General features: G+C 68.1%; 10 protein-coding genes. 4 read left to right on the forward strand and 6 right to left on the reverse strand.

Going from position 1 to position 19,085, the window contains the following annotated elements; all coding sequences use genetic code 11:
* Positions 1-126: 126 nt before the first annotated feature.
* Together Mal64_RS12190 and Mal64_RS12195 are read left to right on the forward strand one after the other, a co-directional pair.
* Entirely contained in the window at positions 127-1,359 is a 1,233-nt protein-coding gene (locus tag Mal64_RS12190) for an LL-diaminopimelate aminotransferase (protein WP_146400480.1), read from the forward strand.
* A gap of 197 nt (positions 1,360-1,556) precedes the next feature.
* The gene (locus tag Mal64_RS12195) at positions 1,557-2,456 is read left to right on the forward strand and encodes a sulfotransferase family protein (RefSeq protein ID WP_146400482.1); all 900 of its coding nucleotides are present in this window, start codon (positions 1,557-1,559) and stop codon (positions 2,454-2,456) included.
* Positions 2,457-2,617: 161 nt separating this feature from the next.
* Here the strand turns inward: Mal64_RS12195 and Mal64_RS12200 are convergent, their stop codons facing one another.
* Together Mal64_RS12200 and Mal64_RS12205 are read right to left on the reverse strand one after the other, a co-directional pair.
* Positions 2,618-3,523 (reverse strand): aminotransferase class IV, encoded by a 906-nt coding sequence (locus Mal64_RS12200; protein ID WP_146400484.1) that lies wholly within the window; start codon positions 3,521-3,523, stop codon positions 2,618-2,620.
* A complete protein-coding gene (locus Mal64_RS12205) occupies positions 3,520-4,593 on the reverse strand; it encodes an alpha/beta hydrolase (RefSeq protein ID WP_197525696.1) in 1,074 nt (357 codons plus the stop codon). The genes Mal64_RS12200 and Mal64_RS12205 overlap by 4 nt, the downstream gene beginning before the upstream one ends.
* A 339-nt stretch (positions 4,594-4,932) precedes the next feature.
* On the opposite strand from Mal64_RS12205, the gene Mal64_RS12210 reads away from it, so the two are divergent.
* Positions 4,933-5,301 carry a hypothetical protein gene (locus Mal64_RS12210; protein ID WP_146400488.1) on the forward strand — a complete coding sequence of 123 codons (369 nt, stop codon included), beginning with the start codon at positions 4,933-4,935 and terminating at the stop codon, positions 5,299-5,301.
* A gap of 426 nt (positions 5,302-5,727) precedes the next feature.
* The gene (locus Mal64_RS12215; protein ID WP_197525697.1) at positions 5,728-6,750 is read left to right on the forward strand and encodes a transglutaminase domain-containing protein; all 1,023 of its coding nucleotides are present in this window, start codon (positions 5,728-5,730) and stop codon (positions 6,748-6,750) included.
* Here Mal64_RS12215 and Mal64_RS12220 read toward each other — a convergent pair.
* From Mal64_RS12220 to Mal64_RS12235, 4 genes are all read right to left on the reverse strand, one after another.
* Entirely contained in the window at positions 6,747-7,340 is a 594-nt protein-coding gene (locus Mal64_RS12220; RefSeq protein ID WP_197525698.1) for a TlpA family protein disulfide reductase, read from the reverse strand. The genes Mal64_RS12215 and Mal64_RS12220 overlap by 4 nt on opposite strands.
* Positions 7,340-15,946: a hypothetical protein gene (locus tag Mal64_RS12225; protein ID WP_146400495.1), complete on the reverse strand. Its 8,607-nt coding sequence runs from the start codon at positions 15,944-15,946 to the stop codon at positions 7,340-7,342. The genes Mal64_RS12220 and Mal64_RS12225 overlap by 1 nt, the downstream gene beginning before the upstream one ends.
* Positions 15,947-16,105: 159 nt before the next feature.
* Positions 16,106-17,632, reverse strand: coding sequence for a type IV pilus modification PilV family protein (locus Mal64_RS12230; protein WP_146400497.1), 1,527 nt, complete (start codon positions 17,630-17,632; stop codon positions 16,106-16,108).
* Positions 17,632-19,047 (reverse strand): pilus assembly FimT family protein, encoded by a 1,416-nt coding sequence (locus tag Mal64_RS12235; protein ID WP_146400499.1) that lies wholly within the window; start codon positions 19,045-19,047, stop codon positions 17,632-17,634. The genes Mal64_RS12230 and Mal64_RS12235 overlap by 1 nt, the downstream gene beginning before the upstream one ends.
* Between the last annotated feature and the right edge of the window lie 38 nt (positions 19,048-19,085).

Here is a 19,085-nt window from a genome sequence, read left to right on the forward strand (position 1 = left end):
TACGCCGCCGGCTCGCTGTGGGGAATTCGATGAAAACGGGCGTATCTTGGCGTACGCCGCCCCTCAGGTTAGCTTAAGAGGTCCGATTTTTCCGACCTCTCACCTCCGACCTCCCACCTCCCCGCCGTGTCCGATCCTTACTTCCAGAAGCTGTTCGCCGAGCGGATCGGCGGAGCCAATTACGGCAAAGACGACGCGATTTACAAGTTCGAGAAGATCAAGCGCGCCAAGCGCAAGGCCTTGGCCGATCACCCGGAACGCGGGCTGCTCGATTTCGGCATCGGCGAGAACGACGAGATGGCGCCCGAGTCGGTCCGCCGCGTGATGGACGCCGAGATCGACAAGCCGGAGAACCGCGGGTACGCCGACAACGGGGTGGCCGATTTCAAAGAGGCCGCCGCGCGGTTCATGCGGCGTGAGTTTGGCGTGGCGCTCGACGCCGCGAGCCAGGTGAACCACTGCATCGGGTCGAAGCCCGCCTACGCGATGCTGCCGGCCTGCTTCATCAACCCGGGCGACGTGACGCTGATGACCACGCCCGGCTACCCGGTGGCCGGCACGCACACGCGTTACTACGGCGGCGAGGTCCACAACCTGCCGCTCACCAAAGAGAACGACTTCCTGCCCGACCTCGATTCGATACCGGCCGACGTGCTCGGGCGGGCGAAACTGCTTGTGCTCTGTTTCCCGAACAGCCCCACGGGCAAGACCGCCACGAGCGAGTTCTACGCCAAGGCGGTCGCGTTCGCCAAGGCGAACGACATCGTCATCGTCAACGACGCGGCGCACGCGATGATCTCGTTCGACCAGGAGCCCACGAGCTTCCTGTCGACGCCCGGCGCGATGGACGTGGGGGTCGAGGTCCACTCGATGTCGAAGGGCTTCGACATGATCGGCTGGCGGATGGGCTGGGTCTGTGGGCACGAGCGGATCGTCAGCGCGTTCGCCGACGTGAAGGACAACAGCGACTCGGGGCAGTTCATCGCCGTGCAGAAGGCGGCCGCCGCCGCGCTCGACGACCCGGAGATCCCCCGCCAGATCCGTGAGAAGTACCGCCGCCGGATGGAAAAGCTGGTCGACACGCTGCAGCAGTGCGGCTTCGAGTGCGAGATGCCGGGCGGCACGTACTTCCTCTACACGCCGTCGCCCAAGGGCGTGGAGGGGGGCCCCACGTTCGATTCGGCCGAGGCGGCTTCGCAGTTCCTCATCACCGAGCACTCGATCTGCACCGTGCCGTGGGACGACGCCGGGGCGTTCCTGCGGTTCAGCGTCACCTACGTGGCCGCCGACGAGCCGGCCGAAGACGCGATCATGGCCGAAACGGCCGAGCGGCTCTCGGACCTGCAATTGGTCTTCTGAGAGAGAGCGCCAGAGTTTGAATCCCCCTTCCCCAGGAAGGGGAGGGGCTAGGGGAGGGGTGGGCGCCGGGCACCCGGGACAGCCCCCTCCCCTAACCCCTCCCCCTGAAGGAGGAGGGGGATACGATAGGCCGAAGGCCTTTCAAGAATAGCTGAATCCCACCCTCGCCCCGCTCCGTTCGTCGCTAAAATGGCCGCATGACCGACGACGAACTACTCCGCCGGCCGATCGTGGTGCTCGGGGCGCCGCGCAGCGGCACCACGGTGCTCAGCCAATTGCTGCGTCACCACCCCGACCTCTGCCTGATCGACGAGCCGCGGGTCACTTGGAAGTACGGCAACGACCGCCGCAGCGACCTGCTGCGCGCCGAGCACGCCCGGCCGGAAGTGCGCCGGCACATCCGCCACAGTTTCGCCCAGCAGGTCCGCGCATCGGGCCGCTCGCGGCTGGTGGAGAAGACGCCGAGCAACTCGCTGCGGGCGCCGTTTGTCGACCGCGTGCTGGACGACGCGATCTTCATCCACATGATGCGCGACGGCCGGCAGTCGGTCTTGTCGATCCGCGAGTATTGGAAGAACCACTCGACCGGCGTGCCGCGGGCGCACCTCATGCGGCGTCTCAAAGAGATCCGCCCCGGCCAGATCCCCCATTACGCACGCGAGCTTTTCAAACGGGTGGCCGGGAAGCTGGCGCCGGGGGCGGCCGGCACGCCGGTGTGGGGGCCGCGGATCCCGGGCCTCGAGACCATCGTGCGCGACCAAGGCTTGCTGGCCGCTTGCGCCGCGCAATGGCGTTCATGCGTCGAGGCCGCCTGCCGCGACGGCCGCCACCTGCCGCACGACCGCTACACCGAGTGCCGTCTCGAGGACTTCGACGAGCAAGAGCTTAGGCGGCTGCTGCACTTCGCCGACCTGAGCGTGGCGCCCGAGGTGATCGACGCCTACCGCGACGGCTTCGACTCACGCCAGCCCGGCGGCCGCACCAAGGGGGCCAACGACGACGACGTGGCCCGCGTCGAAGAGCTCATCGCGCCCACGGTGGCGTGGCTGGCGACGCTCGACCGCGCCGACCGGCACAAGTTCTTGCCAATCGACTGAGCTGGTTGGCTGGTCGAGAACCGCTGACCGCAAGGATGGTTGCGGTTCGAGAATAGCCACGAAAAGGCACAGAGAAACACAAGAAGGAGTTGGCGACTCGGGCGTTGCGAGCTGCGGGTATTAGCTCTCTTCTCTTAGTGCTCTCTCGTGCTTTATTGTGGCTAAGCCAAGCACGCCTGGCGGCGGGCTTGCTCGGCGATGTCGAGACCCACCAACTCGCTCCACGCGGCCAAGAATCGCCCGAAGGCGGGCCCCGGCTCGCCGGCGCCGATCGGCTCGCCGTTCAGGCTGACCACCGGCAGCAGGCAAACGCTCGTGCTGGCGAGCCACGCCTCGTCGGCGGCGCCGAACTCTTCGGGCGTGAGGTCGCGCTCGGTGAAGGCGACGCCGAGACCCGCGGCCAGCTCGCGCAGCACGCCAACGCTCACGCCGGGCAGCACCCGCTCCATCGGCGGCGAGACGATCCCCTCAGCCTCGTTGAAAATCACGACGTTGGCGGTCGACGCCTCGCAAACGCGTCCCTGCTGGTCGAGCAGCAACGCCCGGGCTCCGGGCTCCGCGGCCGCCGCCTCGCGGTCGGCCAGGTAGTAGTGCATCCGACTGCGACACTTCAGCGCGGAGGGCCAGCAGCTGTCGGGCGTCTGCCGCACCGGGGTGGTCCGCAGCCGCACGCCCTCGGAGTAGTGATCGGCCCAGTCGCCGAACCGCAGCGGCGCGCCGTGCACGCAGCGCGTCGGCTCACCGCCCCGCTGGCCCGACAGCGGCCCGGGAGTCGCGAAGGCGATGATCGTCCAATCGTCGCCGAAGGGCCGGGTGGGCATCGCCAGGGCGAGCATTTGCAAGATCGCTTGGTCGATCTCGTAGACCACGTCCCGGGGGATGCCGACCACCCGCGCCGAGTGGAGCATCCGCTGGATGTGCTCGGCCTTGCGCCACACACGGCCCTCGAAGGTCCGCAGGCGCTCGGTGATCGTCACGCCCATCGCGAAGCCGAGGTCGTCGACGGGGATCGCCAGGTCGGCCTGCTCGATCCACTTGCCGTTGAGATAAGCCGGTTGGACGATCATCGCAGCGCGAGCGTGGGCGTGTCGGCATCGGCTTGATCGCTCGGCGCGACCGCCGGCGGGTCGACAAACGCCAGCCGCCGCCACGCCTGCGCCATCAGGCCGGGGGTCGCCATGTAATCGTACAGGTCGTGACTCTTGCCGACCGATCCGGTGACGTTGCGCACCTTCACGAGCGAGCGGTAATCGGCGTCGAGGCAGCCCGGGCCGGCGTAGCCGAGCGCCGTCGGGTCGCTGGTCTTGGAGACAAAGCGGTAGAGCCTCATCGCGCGGTCTTGGCGGTTGACGGTCGTCAGCAGGCTGTCGACCGACTGCAGGGCGAGGCCGTTGTAGCGTCCCTTGCCGAGCCAGCAGCAGTCGAGCGCGGGGGCGAACAAGACCACACGGGTCGGCCGCGCGGAGGGCCCCGCAGGGGCGCTGAGGCCGCCGAGCGCGCCGCCGCTCGCCAAGTGCAACGCGCCGGTCGAGACGCGGGCGCCGTAGCTGTAACCGAGCAACCCGACCGGAGCGCCCTCGGGCATGCGGGCCAACGCCCACGCCAACTGGCCCGCCACCGGCCGGGTGCGGGCCGCTTTCTCGCGGAAGTCACGCAGCAGGCCCGGCACCTTGGACGACGGCCAAGAGAATATCACGAACTGCACCGGCCGCCCGTCGCCGCAGCGGACCAGCCGGCAGTACACGTCGACCCCGCGCCGGCGGGCCTCCGAGGCGGTGATCTGGTTGCCGTGCACGTAAACGATGGTCGGCGTGGACGGGTCGAGCGAAGCGAGCGCCGCCGGGGCGTCGCTCCTCACCCAGCGGCGACCGCCGCTCTCGGTGACCGCGTATTCGCTGGCCGCGACGCCGCTGTCGAGCCGCTCGGCGTTCGTGCTGCAGCCGACCGTTCGGGTGCTCACGAGCAACACCCGGTCTTGGGCCCGCACGCAGCCGCCGGCCAACGCCCAGGGCGCCGCGGTCAACACGAGGAGCAGCGTCAGCGCGACGCGCGTGGCCGCGGCTTGCGCCCGTGCTCGGAGGGTCTGAGGGAAACGGCTGATCGGGAAGCAGAGCATGAGGGCGTTTGGCGTCGTCATGGCGGCTAGTGCGGGTCGTGTCGATCGAGAGCAGTGGGCGGCCTGTGCCGCGATCAAATGTAGCACACGGTCAACACACGGCGCGGGAATGTTGGAAAAATTCACCCGTCGAATTTGCACATCGTCCATTGTGGGGTAGTGTTGCTAGGTTCGACACCCCACCGGTGCGTAACCCGTAAAACCCGCCTAATACATTCCCACCCCAACGCCCCCCCCACGCCACGCGATCGTGTCGCCCTCCCCCCTCGCGGAGCCGCCTTTTATTAATGCGGTTTTGCATGGCGCGTCGCACGGCAAGCGGTCCTCCCATGGACCGCACCCCCTTTGAGGAGTCGTGTCATGAAGAAAATCTTGATTTTGATGGCCGCTGTGCTGCTCGTGAGCAGCGTTTCCGGCTGCGGCTGCTTCCGCCGCATGCGCGACTTCCTGTGCCGCGGATCGTACTGCGGCTCGCAGACCGCCGCGGTGGCCGCGCCGGCGTACGCCGCCCCGCCGATGATGGCCGCCCCCATGGCCTACGACCCCGGCTGCTCGTACGACCCGGGCTGCGGCTACGGCGGCGTGCAGACCTACGGCTACAACGGCTACCCGATGGAGATGGGCATGAGCGGCTGCGACAGCTGCCAGTCGGGCTACTCGCTGCCGACCTACGCCGGCGAGAGCTACATGGACGGCGCGGTCGATCCCGGCCCCAGCCCCGCCCAATGACTCCAGCCTGACCTCACGCTTCAAGACTCTTTTGGCGCCTTCCACCGCCAAAGGAACAACACGAAATCGGCTCGGACCCCCGCGGCGCCACTCCCTCCCTGGAACGCCCGCACCGAGCCGATCTAAAACCCCCTGCGGCTCGTTGATCCTGAGCGAGCCGCTAGGGGGTTTTTTCGTGCGCTGAATCGCGGGGCGTGAACCGGCTGATGGGTGGCGTCTGCGCCTGGTTATTGAATGACCAACGACCGACCAATCGGGGGATGAGTGTCGAACCCATGGGTTGTGGGGCGGTCGATTGCTCAGCGGGCCGCCATTCGGGCCGCCGGTTTTTTTGATCCGCGACCGCGGCGGCGTAGGATAGAGGTAGCGCCGCCACGGCGCCCGACGCCTGTCCTCGAATGTCCGCCTGGGAGTGTTATGCGTTTCGTGCCGACTATTGCCCTCGCCCTGCTCGCCTCGCTGTGGGTTGCGTCGCCGCTCGCTGCGCAGCTGCTCGAAACGACCGAAGACGGGCCGCTCCGCTACGGCGACCCGGTCGAGAGCCGGTTCCGCGTGGGCGCCGAGATCACCGCCCGTCGCGGCGACTGCCGCAATATCCTGGCCATGGTCCCGGTGCCGCTGGAGTGCGCCGAGCAGAAGGTGCGGATCATCGACGAAGAGTTCACCGGCGACGTGGAGCGCGTGGCCTACCGCGACGTGGTGGGGGGCGAGGCGCGGCAGATGTTGATCTCGGTGCCGTACCTCCCCGCCGGCGCCACGGCCAAGGCGATCGTCACGTTCGAGATCGAGACCCGCCCGGTCTTGCACCCCGGGGAGGAGGCGGTCGCCGGGCTCGTCATCCCCAAGCGGCCGTCGAGAGAGCTGAAACGCTACCTCAGCACGAGCCCCTACATCGAGTCCCGCAGCGGCCGCATCCGGCGCATCGTGCGTGAGGTGATGGAGCAGCTCGAAGAAGGCGACGCATCCGAATCCGCCGCAGCCAACGCCGCAGCCGACGCCGAGCCGCTCAACGACTGGCGGCGGCTCGAGGCGCTCTACGACTACGTGCTCGACAACATCGACTACCTCGAGCAGCCCGAGGACACCAGCGCGCTGCAAACGCTCCGCGACGGCGAGGCCGATTGCCACGGCCGCAGCGCGCTGTTCTGCGCCCTGGCCCGAGCCGCCGACGCGCCGGCCCGTATCGTGTGGGTCAACGGCCACGCCTTCGCCGAGTTCTACCTCGAAGACCCCGAGAGCGAGCAGGGGTGGTGGTTCCCGATCGAGAGCGCCGGGTCGCGCTGCTTCGGCGAGATGCCGCTCGGCCGCACGATCATGCAGAAGGGCGACAACTTCCGCATCCCCGAGCGTCCCAACGACCGGCTGCGCTACGCGAACGACTGGCTCACGGGCAAACCGGCCCGAGGCGGCGGCCCGCCCAGCGTGCGCTACATCCGCGAAACGCTCTAAAGAGTACCGCCGCCGGCCGCGCCCTCGCTCCGCGCCCGCAACTCGCGCCGCAGGTCCGCGGTCGAGTGCCCGCGCCACACCGAAACGCCCGTGCGGTCGTAGAGCACGAGGGTCGGTATCTGGTAGACGCCCATCGCCTCCCAGGTTGTTTTGGCGCCGTAGCCCACCGGCCAGTCGAAGCCGTCGATCCGCTCGATCATCGCCTCGACACGGTCGAGCTGGCTTCCCGGCTCGCTGGTCAGGCCGAGAAAGGCGACATCGTCCGTGGAGAACTCCTCCCGCAGCTTGGCCATCTGCGGCAACGACGCCACGCAGGGCGGGCACCAGGTGGCCCAGGCGTCGATGACGACCAGCCGCCCGGCGAGCGACTCGCGTGACGGCGTGGCGCCCGGCCCGGTGTTGACCCATCCCTCGACCAGCAGCGGCGGCAGCGGCGCCGGCGTGTGCGCCTCGCCCGCCGGGCGTGTGAACCCTTCGATCAGCATCCCCACCACCACGGCTGCCACGAGCCACAGCAGCGGGTGAAACGAACGCTTGGCGGGCGCCGGGCTTTTTTGCTCCGGCGGCGCCGGCGTGTCCGCGTCGCCCATCATTCGATCCTCCGGCGGAGCAAGATCGCCCGCTCGACGTTGGCGTCGTCGCCCGGGCGGAACGCCACCGGCTGCGTGCGGTCGATCAGGTAGAAGCCCCGCGCGCGGTTCGTGTCGCCCGTGTCGGACCCGAGCTCGCGACCGAGCACGTAGCCATCGGGGTAGACTTGGTTAAACAACGCCAGCTGATCGTCTGCGGGGCCCGTGGTGGTGTCCCAGCCATAGCGCTCCGCGATCACCGGGTGCTCGTTGGCCGGCGTGACCTCGAAGAACCCGACCGTGATCCAGACCGCGAACGTCCCCGAGCGGCCGGTGGTCATGTTCGCCAAACGGGTCATCGGCTGGTAACGCAGCGAGGCGTTCCGTTCGGTGTCGAGCGACGGCTCAAGCGAAGCGCCCGAGAACAGCGGGACCACGGTGACCTTGTCGTCACCGGCCGAGTCGGTCAGCAGGCTGTCGGGGATCGCGCCACCGGAGCGAACGAGCGCTAGGTCGTCGCCCAGGCCCGCCTCGCCGGCGTCGTCGAGCACGCCGTCGCTGCTGCTGTTGACGGTCAGATCGTCCTGGTACCTTGACCCCCAGGCGCCGTCGGGCCCCGGCGAGGTGGGGTGCGCTCGCAGCATCGAGGCGTCGGAGCCCCCTTGCGTCATGTTCGCCAGCGGCGCGTCGAAGCCGGCGTTGGGCGAACGGAACGGGTTGGCGAAGAACGTCGGGAACGACGCGTTGAGCAGCCGCGGCGAGTAGTCGTGCACGCCGCCGGCGGGCAACGGGGCAGCGCCGGCGTAGCCGCGGCGGCTCACGACCACGTCGCGCCAGGCCGGGCCCAAGTGGCCGGTCTGCAGCAGTTGCGTCCCCGCCGAGTCGATGAAGTTGCCATCCTTCAGGCGGTGCATGATCCCGTCGTACACCTCCGACCACATCTCGGGCAGCAGGTCCGTATCGTCGTCCACGCCGCGGCGGCCGACCACCGTGTTGAGGTTCACCTTGCCCGGTTCGCGGTAGTGGTCGACCCGGTTGAACGGGGCGACGAGCCCGGCGCGCGGGTCGGCCGGCTCGACCGTCGGGTCGGCGAACTGCGTGGGATTGAGCAGCGTGTCGGTCGCCACGAACCGCGACGGGGTGTGGACGTAATCGAGCAGCCGGTAGAAGTGCGGCGCGCCGTAGGCGATCACCTTCGCCTCGGTGATCGTGTTGCTGGGGTCATTGGGGTCGGGATACTGGATCTGGTACGTCCGCTGCTGGGCCGGGTCGGCCGCGGTCTGGAAGAACGGCAACAGTTGGCCAAACGGCGCCATGGTCGGCGCCCGCCGGGCGGTGTTCGTAAGCTCGGCGGCGTTGGCGCCATTGAGCACGGCCTCTTCACCGTTCCACGGGTTGGGCTGCGCTGGCGCCGCGGCGTTGAAGCCAGAGAAGTAAGTCAGCATCCGATTGGCGCCGTGCATCGGCGCCTGCAGCAACTCGCTGGCGCTGACGAACGGCCGGTTCGGCCAGTGGAACGTGGCGAAGGCCGAGTTGTTGCGCAGCGTCTCCGGTTTCTCGAGCGCGCCGGAAGGCAGGGTCGTGTTCGTATCATCGGCGAGCTTGACCATCGGCGTTCCGAGCGCCTCGCCGGCGACGCCATCACCATCGATGTCAAACGTTTCGGCGGCTATCGCTAGGTTGTCGATCCGGCCGTCGTTATTGGGATCATCTTCGCGGTCCCAGAGCAGATCTTGGCCAACGAGGAACTCCTCGTCATTGACGTCGCCAAAGCCAAGGCTCGTGAGGTACGAGAAGTCGATCACGTGCTCCTCGTAGCCGGTCCCGAGGAACTTCTCGTCGAAGGTCAGGAACGCTTTGACGCTGTCGTCGTCGAGCCGCTCCTTGGTCATGCGGTCGGCGGCGGTGACGGCGTGCGGGCTCTCCGGGTGGGAGATCTCGGTGGTGGTGGTCGGGTTGGCTTGCCGCCACAGCAGGCGGTTCATCGCCAGCGGCCACGCCTCCTCGATCGCCCCCCAGGGCCAGCCACGCTCGTGCGACTTGAACATGATCGCCGTGTTCACGTCCTCACCGCCGGCGTTGGGCAGGCTGCGCGGCGTGCGGTGACGGACCTCAGGCCCCGAGACGCTCGTGTCGGGAACGTGCACGTACTCCGATTCGGCGGGGGTCTCCAGCTCGCTCTCGCGGCTGCTCGTGCTGTTGAACGCCGTCAGGTCGAGCGGCATCGTGTCGACCGTGACGTACGGGTTCACCTCGAGGTTCGCGTCGTGCTGCGGGTTTTCCGACCCGTCGGACCGCCTCGGCGGCGGGTTCCAGGGCAGGAGCGGGTTGGCCAGCCGCTCCAGGCACATGGTCCGGTAGTTGGGCGTGGTCTGGTTCTCGACCAACTCGGGGAGGACGTCGAACGGCTCGTCGAACGGGGTCTCGAAATACCCCTCGGCAGGCTTCGCGCTCGAGACCGCGCCGCTCGTGTTCGGCCGGTAGATTATGTCGAGGCTCGGGTCGAGCTCGAGCTGGCGAACGAAGTACTCGTCGAGCGGTTCCGAGACCGAGAACCCGTCGATCGGGATCGCGATGACCGGCGTGGTTGCGTGCTCCGAGGCCAGGAGATCCGCCGTCGCCGTGATGTTGTAGTAGTCGTCGTTCGCTTCGCCGTCGATCGGGGGACCGAGCACCAGCCGGCTCTCCGACCCGCCGTTCATCCGCAGTACAAACTGGTGCACGTCGGGCGAGGGGTGGGGCATCATCTCGAAGCGGCGCAGCTGCTGGTTGCTCGAGACGCCGGCGTGGGGCGAGCCATCGAGAAACTCGTTTTCGACTTCGCCGCCGGCGCTCTCGAGCAAACGCGAGACGAGCGTCGTGTAGCGTCCGGCGAGTTTGTTGGCGTCGTCGCTGAGGGTCGCCGACTCGTCGCGGAGGTCGCGGTTGTAGACCGCGCCGATCGAGCCGACCACGGCCCGACGCCCGGGCAGCAGCGGCGCGAGCGGGATCGGCTTGCCGACGGCGGGGAGGTTGGCGTCCGTGTCGTCCGTGTACTTGATCCGGTTGAGCGGGGCGAACTTGCTGGCGTGCACCTCGAGCACGGAGCCCCCGGTGCCGACTTCGCCGCCGGGGGCGACGCCCGTCAGCTTGACGCCGACGGCGGGCCCACGCTCACGCACCAGATTGGCGGGCGCGCTTGCCGACAGCTCATAAGCGAGCTTCGGCACGCGCCACCCGGGCGCCGTCAGATCGATCTTGGGAGTGGTCGAGGCGACCGGGGGCCCAAAGCCAACCGTCGGTCCGGCCGCGGCGGTTTCGGTGACCGGGGCGATCATGTAGAAGGCCCGCTCGATGTACTGATTCGGCTTCTGCAGCACGCGGCGGGTGATCTCGCGATCGATCACCTGCGGCGCCGGCGTCTGCTCCGTGCCGGTCAGCGTTCGGGGGCCCCCGGTCTCTCTGCCGTGGAGGCGGCTCGAGATCTCGATCTCGACGTCGCCGAGGTCCACGGGCTGCGCGAACCGGTCGAAGCCGGGGAAGTTGGGGTCGAGCGGCGTGGGGGGCGTTTCGCGCAGGCCGGTTCCGGCCGCCGCGTCGTCGGTCGACGTGGCGAGCGAGTTTTGCGCTTCGAGGACCTTACGGCTCCAGAATTGGCGGTAGGCGAACGTGAGCGGCGGGATCGTCTTGCCGCCCACCTCGCGGATCTTTTCCGAGGTGTAGGCCCACGGGCCGTTGGCCATGGGGCTGTCCTCGTAAGTGCCGTCGTTGAGCCGGTGGGCCGGGTCGTCGTCGGCGAGCTTCACGTCGCCCTGGATCCGGGCGTCGGCCTCAGCGGCCGACGGGTCGACGGTCGAGTTGCGGACCATCGGGTGGTCCTCGACACAGATGAACCGCCAGACCGGCGAACGTGATCTGATCGGCTGGGAGGGATCGGCGGGCAAGTCGCTGAGCCGGTCGAACTCCACGCCCTGCGAGAAGATGCGTTCGGTCGTGTCGCCGTCGCCGTCCTTGTCCAGCACGTCGACGTAGGAGTAAATCTCGGCCGGACGCTGCCCGCCGAAGGGCCACGGGTTGAGCAGCTCGAAGAAGCAGTTGCCCTTGGGCTTGTAGCGCTGGTCGAGGTCGTCGTCCTGATTTGCGCCGACCTGGCCGCCGTCGCCCTTGTTGCCGGAACTCTCGGGGATCTCGTCGTCGGTGAGGCGGCGGTCGTGCCACGCCAGGCCCTCGGTGATCAGCGCCTCGGGGCGCTCGGCGCCCCAGACCAGGCCGTAGGTGTTGTCAAAATCGTTGATCGGTTCGTCCGAGTCGACCAGCCGCTGGACCGGCGCGCCGAAGCCGCCGGCGGTCACTTCCCGGACGAAGCCGGCCCCTTCGTTGGTCGTGACGTCGCCGTCGATCGGGAAGACGGCGATCGGGGTTTTCTCCGATCGACGCGTGGGGCTGTAGTCGTACTGCGCGACGTTCCAGCCGTCCCACGGGTTCTCGTCGTACTCGAACGGGGTCATGATCGCGTCGGGGTCGCGCATGTCCGCCACGTTGATCGCCCACTGGGCGATCTGCCGACGGGTGAGCTTACGCATGGCGGCCACCCGCGCCGCTTGGACCGATTGCTCGAGCGCCTGCTCGTGGGCGTCGGTCGCGCCGGCGGCGATCAGCTCCTCCTCGATCTCGCCTTTCAGGTCCCAGCGGAGTCGGTACGCGGTGCTCGAGTCGCTGCGGATGTTCGACTTGAGGACGTCCGGGTCGCTCTTGAGGTCCTCGGGCGGGTCGGCCGAGTTGTTGTAGCTGCCGCTCAGCGGGTCAAGGTAATGCAGCACCTGCGGGTCGTTGTCGTCGTACGGCGCCAGGTAGTTCTCGTCCATCAACAGCAGCGTCAGGCAGTAGAGGTGCCGCGCGTAGAGCTGCCGCGCCATCCGCGAGTCGTCGCGGAGCGGCGCCCCCGAAACGTAGGCCCCGCGGCCGTTCGTGTCGCGGCCCGCGGTGTAGTCGAAGTTGTTCAGCTCGCCCGCGTCTTGGACACCGTTGTTGTTCACGTCGATCCAGTCGAGCGGCGGGTCGAAAACGCCGTTGCCGTTCAGGTCGGCGTACGGCTCCGAGCCGTCCCACACGCCGTTCCCGTTGGCGTCGGCGTAGGGCTCGCCCGCCTCTTGGGGCTCGTCGACCACGCCGTTGCCGTTGTTGTCGCGGCCGTCGCCGAACGGGCGGTTGAGGTCCATCCTGAGGCCGGCCAGGACCTCCGGGGCGAGCAACCCGCCGTAGGAGAAGAAGGGGGGGATGTTCCGCATGTCGACCGTCTGGTCATCAATACCACCATCGTTCAGATCACGATTACGCGAGAACTCCGTAGGGCGTGTGTTGTCGCCGTGAATGACCTCGTTGATCAACTTGTTGGCCCGCGCCAACTCGACTTGCCCCGACACCCCGGTGCGGAACGACAAGTCGACTGGGATGATCCCCTGCCGCTTGAGTTCGAGCACGACTCGGTAACGCAAGTAGTCGGTCAGCCGCGCGTTGGTGGGGGCCGTGTCGCGCATCACGACGGCGTAGTCGTCGCAGTCGGCGTACCAAAGGGTGTCGTAGTCGATGGCCGCGCCGTTGGGGAACGTGTAAGTGGCGACGCTGTTCGTGTTGAACACGAACACCGTCTCGTCGCCCTCGTTGACGAGGCCGTCACCGTCGTCGTCCGCGGGCATCGGATTCCCCGCCACCGTGGTGTCGCGCGGCACGCCCGGCAGGCCGTCGGCGCCGAGGATCAGCCGGGTGGTCCAGTAGTCGTTCGGCGTGGGTACCTCGTGGCTGTCGGTCGTGACGAGCCGGCGGTTGATGGCGGCCTGCTGCTCGGCGACGAGCGCCTGGAGGTCGTCGGGCGCGAAGTTCTCCGTCGTGTTGGAGCCGATCGTGTTGTCATTGATCGCCTCGTCGAGCCGGTTCTGATAAGCAAGTTTCGCCGGGTCGAAGGCGTCGACCAGATTCCACAGGCGGCCCTCCAGGTCGCCCGCGTCGGCGTCGTTCGCCCGCAGCACGCGCTCCAACTCGGCGGGCGAGAACGGGGCGTCGTCGTTGATCGGCGCCCCCGCCGGGTAGCTATTCACCACCGCCTGGAGGTCGGCCACCGGCCGTCGCCGAGCTTCGGCCGACAGGTTGAGTTCATAGGGTGAGTCGTCGAGGATCGGGCGGCTGTAGCTACCGCTGATCGCATCATTGCGGTCAGCGTTCACCTCACGCAATGGCGAACCGGTCGCGCCCACTCCGGCAGAGTAACGCGAGAACAGGTCGGGCATCTCGCCAAAGCCGGCTGCCGGCTCATTTAACCCGATGTACGTGGGGAAGCCGAAGAAGTCGGTCCAGACCCGCGGATCGCGGGTGGTGAATGGATCGTTCACGTCGAACGTGTGACCCGGTGAATAGTAGCCACGGCCGTCGCTGACCGAAGCCTTGTCCGCGCTGAACGACCCGTAGCGTCCCCACGGCTCGGCGATGTCGATCACCGTGGCGACGAAGCGGCCGTCGTCGTTCGGGTCGGGTCGGCCGGCTAGCAGCCGAGCGTAGTCGTCGAACTGTGCGATACCAGTGTAAGGCTCCGAGCCACCGAGAGAATGATTTTGCTGTTCAGCCAGCGGCAGGTTCGGCGAGAGGACCGAGCGCAGCGTGATGTCGGCCGGGCCCCAGCCTTCGCCGTGCGGCAGCTGGTTTGAGCTTTGCAGGATTTGGCCGGAGGTGAAATCTTGGGCCAGGTTGCGGTTTAGATCGCTGCTAAAGTCGTTGGTAACGGCGTCACGCAGCGTTGAGCGGTCGAGGTCGTCGCTGACGAAGTGCTCGGCCGAGCCGTGGGCGTTGAGGTTCAGCCGGCCGTCGAGGTCTTCGACCAGCATCGCGACGAGCGGCTTGTAGAGCCGGCCGTCTTCGGTCTTCTGCACCGGCAGGCCGATGTCGACCCACACGCTGTCGGCCGCGCCGTCGTTGTCGTTGTCGACGTCCCACGGGCCGACCGCCTCCCAGTACGGGAACGTGATCTCTCCGGCGGCGTTGAGCAAGGCCGCCGCGCCGGGCACGGCGCTCGTTCCCTCGTAGCGCGACAACAGGTTGCCGCCGTCGAAGTCGGGGTGGTCATCGGTCAGCGGCCGCAGGATGAACTTCCGTTTCAGCTCGGCGATCTTCAGCGCAGTCACGAGGTCGAGACCCGAGACATCCTGGTTGGATTCGCCGTCGACAAGGGGCCGCAGGATCGCCAACGCCCGTTCATCCGCGTTGTCGATGAGAGACGTCAGCCACGTCGAGCGGTGCAGGCGGTGGAACCAGAAGTTCACCAGCGCCGGCCGGTGGAACGACGGGATCGGCAGGTCCTCCAGGTCGAGGCGGACCGCCTCATCGGCGTCGTACCCGGAGTCGGGGTCAACACGCGCGCCGTTGTTGAGCATGACCCGCCCGCGGTGGCGGGGCGTGGTCGATTGCAGCGCGAGGAACAGGTTCTGGAAGTCGGCCGCGTCGTACGACTCGTCGGTGTCGCCGGCGCCGGGGAAGTGGCTGTAAAGCGACGCCGACAGACTGGGGTCGAAAAGGGGCCGGAGGCCGTCGGTCGCTGCGGGGGCGCCGCCGTTGCTGCGGAACGTGAGCCCCGCCGCGAATGGGTCGGTCGCCAGGGCAGGGTCGAGGTAGGCGACATTGCCGAGGTTGAAGTGCTGGGCGTTGGGCGCCAGCGCCGGCTCGACACCGACCCACTCGCCGGTGGGAAGCTCCACCGCTTCGAGCGCCGTGAGGCGTGGCCCGTTGTAGTCGGCGTACGCGTTGAAGCCGACGCCCGCGCCGTTGTACGGCCGGCCGTTGACGACGAACCGGTAGCCGACCGTCTGGCCGTTCTTGATCTTCAGGAAATCGCTCAGCGAAGGATCGGTGGGAGCGACGAAGCGCAGGGCGCCGCCGTCCTGACGCCGGGGGGCCATCACCCGCAGGCGGCCCACTCGCGTCTCGCCGTTGTTCGACGTGTCGCCTTGGGCCAGGCCCTGCCCGAGGTACTCGTAATCGACCACCCGGACCGATTCGCCCGCGAGCGGCCCTTCGGTCATCGTGAGCAGGCAGCCGTTGTAGTAGCCGTCGGTCTGCGAAAGCTGGTAGTCGACCGGCAACCCCTGGTTGTCGTAGTCGAGTCCCACGGCGTTGGTGGGGTCCAAGCGCCGGCCCGCCTCGGTGATGCGGAGGTCCTGGCGGTCGCTCACGTACAGGTCGACGAACTGCCCCTCGGTCGGGCCGAGCATCTGCGCCGTGGTGGCGCCGGCGTAGCGAGGGAAAATGTCGGAATCGAGCACGCCGTCGACGCTCGCCGTCATCACCCGCGCCTCGAAGCCGTCCGTGCCGTAGGCGTCGCGCAGCAGGCTGTGGTAGCGGATCGCCGAGTGGCGGTTGTTCGTGTCGCGCAGCAGCTGCATGAGCGCGCGCTCCAGCAGGTCGTCCGGCTGGCTGGTGGCGCGGTTCTTCTTCTCCAAGATGCGCGCGGCGGTGCGGTGCTGGTCGCTCGAGACGAGGAACGCCGTGCCGATCAGCATGAACAGCACGAGCATGCTCAGCACGACGAGCAACAGCACGCCTCGACGCGAGCGTCGGGCGGCCGCGCGGCGGCGTAGCATCAGATTGCGGTGGTTGGTCTTCATCGCCTTTGCCTCTCGGTCGGCGCCGCGAAGGCGCCCTAGTCATCCTCGCCCGGTTCGCCCCTGTGAGCCGGTGCGTGGTTAATCTCCTCCCCCGTCGGGGGAGCCCCGCCTGAAACCCGTGGCTGGGAAAAGGAGTATTGGTTCTTTCAACAGCCGGGGTTATTCAACCGCCCAGGCGCTGCCCGCTTCGAGCCGCATCGTCTTGGTGTGTACGGCGACCGCGCCGGGGATGATCGCCACCCGCAGGTCGTTCGATAGCTCCGTGTTGTCGCCCCCGTTGACGCTCTCCGCCCACGGCCAATCGGGCCCCCTGAGCGCGACGAGTCGGCGGTCGGGGATCGAGCCCGCCGAGGTGAGTTTCTCGCCCAGCGGGTTCAGCGCTTCGCCCTCGCCGTCGATGTTCACCACGCGGTACCAGGCGAGGAAGAACTTCGGCAGCTCGGCGGTCGACAGCGGGTGCGGCCCGCAGACCATCACGTACTGCCCGCTGCGGAGCTCCTCGAACGGGCTCTCTTCGGGCTCTTTGGCGCCGTTGACGATGGCTCCGCTCACAGCGCCAGAGCTGGCGTAGAACCGCTCGAGCAGCATCTCGCCGCCGCCGATCCCGGTGGTCACCACGCGTCCACGCACCAGGCGCTCCGCCTGGAGCGTCTCGAGGTATCCGTCGCCCAAGACACGCTTGTGGAACACGACGGCCGAGACATCGTAGGGGTAGGCGTCCGGCGTGGAGACGAGCGCGTTGCGCGCCTCGGACGTCACGGGGTTGACCGTGAGCAGCCAGCTGTAGTCGCCGCGGGTCTGGCGGTTGAGCGGCTGGGCCTGCTCGTCGACCGTGACCGTTTGCCACCGCCCCAGGGCGGGGTCGTCGCCGCGGGCGGGGAGCTCCAGCGCGATGTCGTTGGCGCCGCTGAACAGCGCGTCGGCCTTGGGAAGCTGGAGCATCTGTCGCCTGTTGGACGACGTGATGTAAGTGTTTCCGTTGGGATCGTAGGCGGGGAAGGTGGTGGTGACCCGCCTGACCGGCCAGCAGAGGGGGTTGGCGAACGGCCCCCAGTAGGGCGACGAAGGCGCGGGCCCGCCATCGAAGGCGGGGAAACGCCGCGCCGCCGCCGAGTTGATGGCGGCGCCCCGGAAGCTGGCGTACACCAGCGGACTGGTTTCGTTCAGCGCGCTCGCCATGCCGAGCGGATCGATGACGAACGCCGCCCCGTAGCCGCGATTGAGATAATGGTCGATCGGCCCCGGGCCGATCAAGGCGTGGGCTCGTTCGGGATTGCCCGCGGTCAGCAGACCGTAGCCCTCTTCGTTGTAGCCGTTGGCGTCGAGCGCCCGGATCCTGTTGATCAGGCCGGGCACGGTCTCGAGCCGACCCGCGTTGCCCGTCGGGATGGGCTCGAGGTTCGGGTCGAGCTGCACCCAGTTGTCCGGGTCGAGCCAGCCGCGTGTGATGGCGTCGTTCAGCGCGGCCTGGGCGAGGGCGTTGCCCTGGTCGGCGATGTCGCCCGACTGCATGTAGCTGCCCCCCACGGGGAACAACGACGCCACGCCCAGCAAGCCGAGCGTGAGGATGCCCATCGAGATCAGCACCTCGGCCAGGGTGAGCGCCGCGCGGCGGCGCGGAGTCGTCCGCCCCCGTGCGGCGGGCGCCGATTCTGTTTCGAGATTTCTGCGACCTGCGTTCGTCATCATCCGCGTCCCCCGCTGCTGGCCGCCTCGCGCACCAGGGACTGCGCCTGGATGATCTGTGAATCGAAATCGCCGGTGAAAGTCGGCGGCACAAAGGCGTTCTCCACCGTGCGGATCGTGCCCGTGCGGCCGCCGATCACCACCCACCGGCTGTCGAGATTCAGCCAGTTGTATTGGCGGGTGAAACGCTCGTAATCGGGCGCCGGCAGGTCGGTGAGGTTGGCGTCTTCAAACCGGTCGGCGCTCAGCAGCACCGGGTCGTTGCGTGATTCTTTGGGTGTGTCCGTGCTGCTGCGCAGCTCGGTCGGAGGGGCCGGGATCGCGTCTCGCAAGCCGATCAGCAACGCGATGTTCTCCCGCACGGATTCGCTGACGATCGGCGCCCCCGGGTAGCCTACGGCGTTGGGATTCACGAGAGCGCCACGCGGCTGCCTGGAGTAGTAGATCCGATCGACCGACCCGTCCGGCGCGAACATGATCATCGGCGAGGTGGTCGCGAGGCGGTACTCTTGTTCCGCGTCATCCCAGGCGTGGCCCGGCGTGTAGAGCTTGTCGCTTGTGGCGAAGCCGCTCGCCTGCAGGTCGATCGCCGCGCCGGTGGGCAACTGCAACGGCGGCGCCGGCGAAGCGGTCGGCTGGCGGTGGATCTTGTACGGCGCGCCGGCGGTCCAGTAAGGGCTTGTCGGCGCCACGCCCGAAGCGATCAACGCCTCGACCGACTGGAACTCGTTGCCGTCGGCGTCGTAATTGATCGCCAACGCGGGGCCGTCTTCGATCAGCTCGGCGGCGTAGCTGCGAGTGCTCCCCGCGGGTTGAGAGAAGTATCCGTTCGCGGCCGCCTCGCCGGTGCGGACGGTGGTGGTGTCGATGCCGACCGTCCCCGAGCCATCGCCCGCCAGCAGGCGATAGTGGGCGCCAAAAACGGTCACCTCGTCCCCCGGCCGCAGGAACCGTGGCGGGACGCTGGCGTGGTCGAGATTGCGAGGCAATCTGTCATCGGTCTCCACGACGCCGTGTTGAACGAATTGGAGCAGGTACGGCGCGGTCGGGTGAATGCGGCGCGCCACACGGCAGAGCGAGCCGCTGGTGAAGCCGGCGTAGGGGGGCGGCGCCTCGACCGTGAGCAGCTCGATGCAGACGCCGTTGTCCTCGCCGTTGAGCGTGTCGACGCTGAGCCGCTTGAGCATCACGCCCTGCGGCCGGCCGGTCTGGATCGCCCGCGACTGGGCCGCCGACAGGTAGGCGTTCACCTCGCGCGACCCCTCGCGCAGCAGCCGGTCGTCGCCGGCGGGCGAGAGGACCGGGATCGCCGACGAGATGAGGATCGTCACGATCACCGCCACGACGAGCAGCTCGACGAGCGTCATCCCGCCCGGCGGGGCGGGGGTTCGGCGTTGATGGGATAAGGGTTTCATGGTTTCTCTGTTCCGACGCAAAGCCTTGTCTGCCTCCG

Origin of the sequence: Pseudobythopirellula maris, from assembly GCF_007859945.1 — a bacterium.
GTDB lineage: Bacteria > Planctomycetota > Planctomycetia > Pirellulales > Lacipirellulaceae > Pseudobythopirellula > Pseudobythopirellula maris.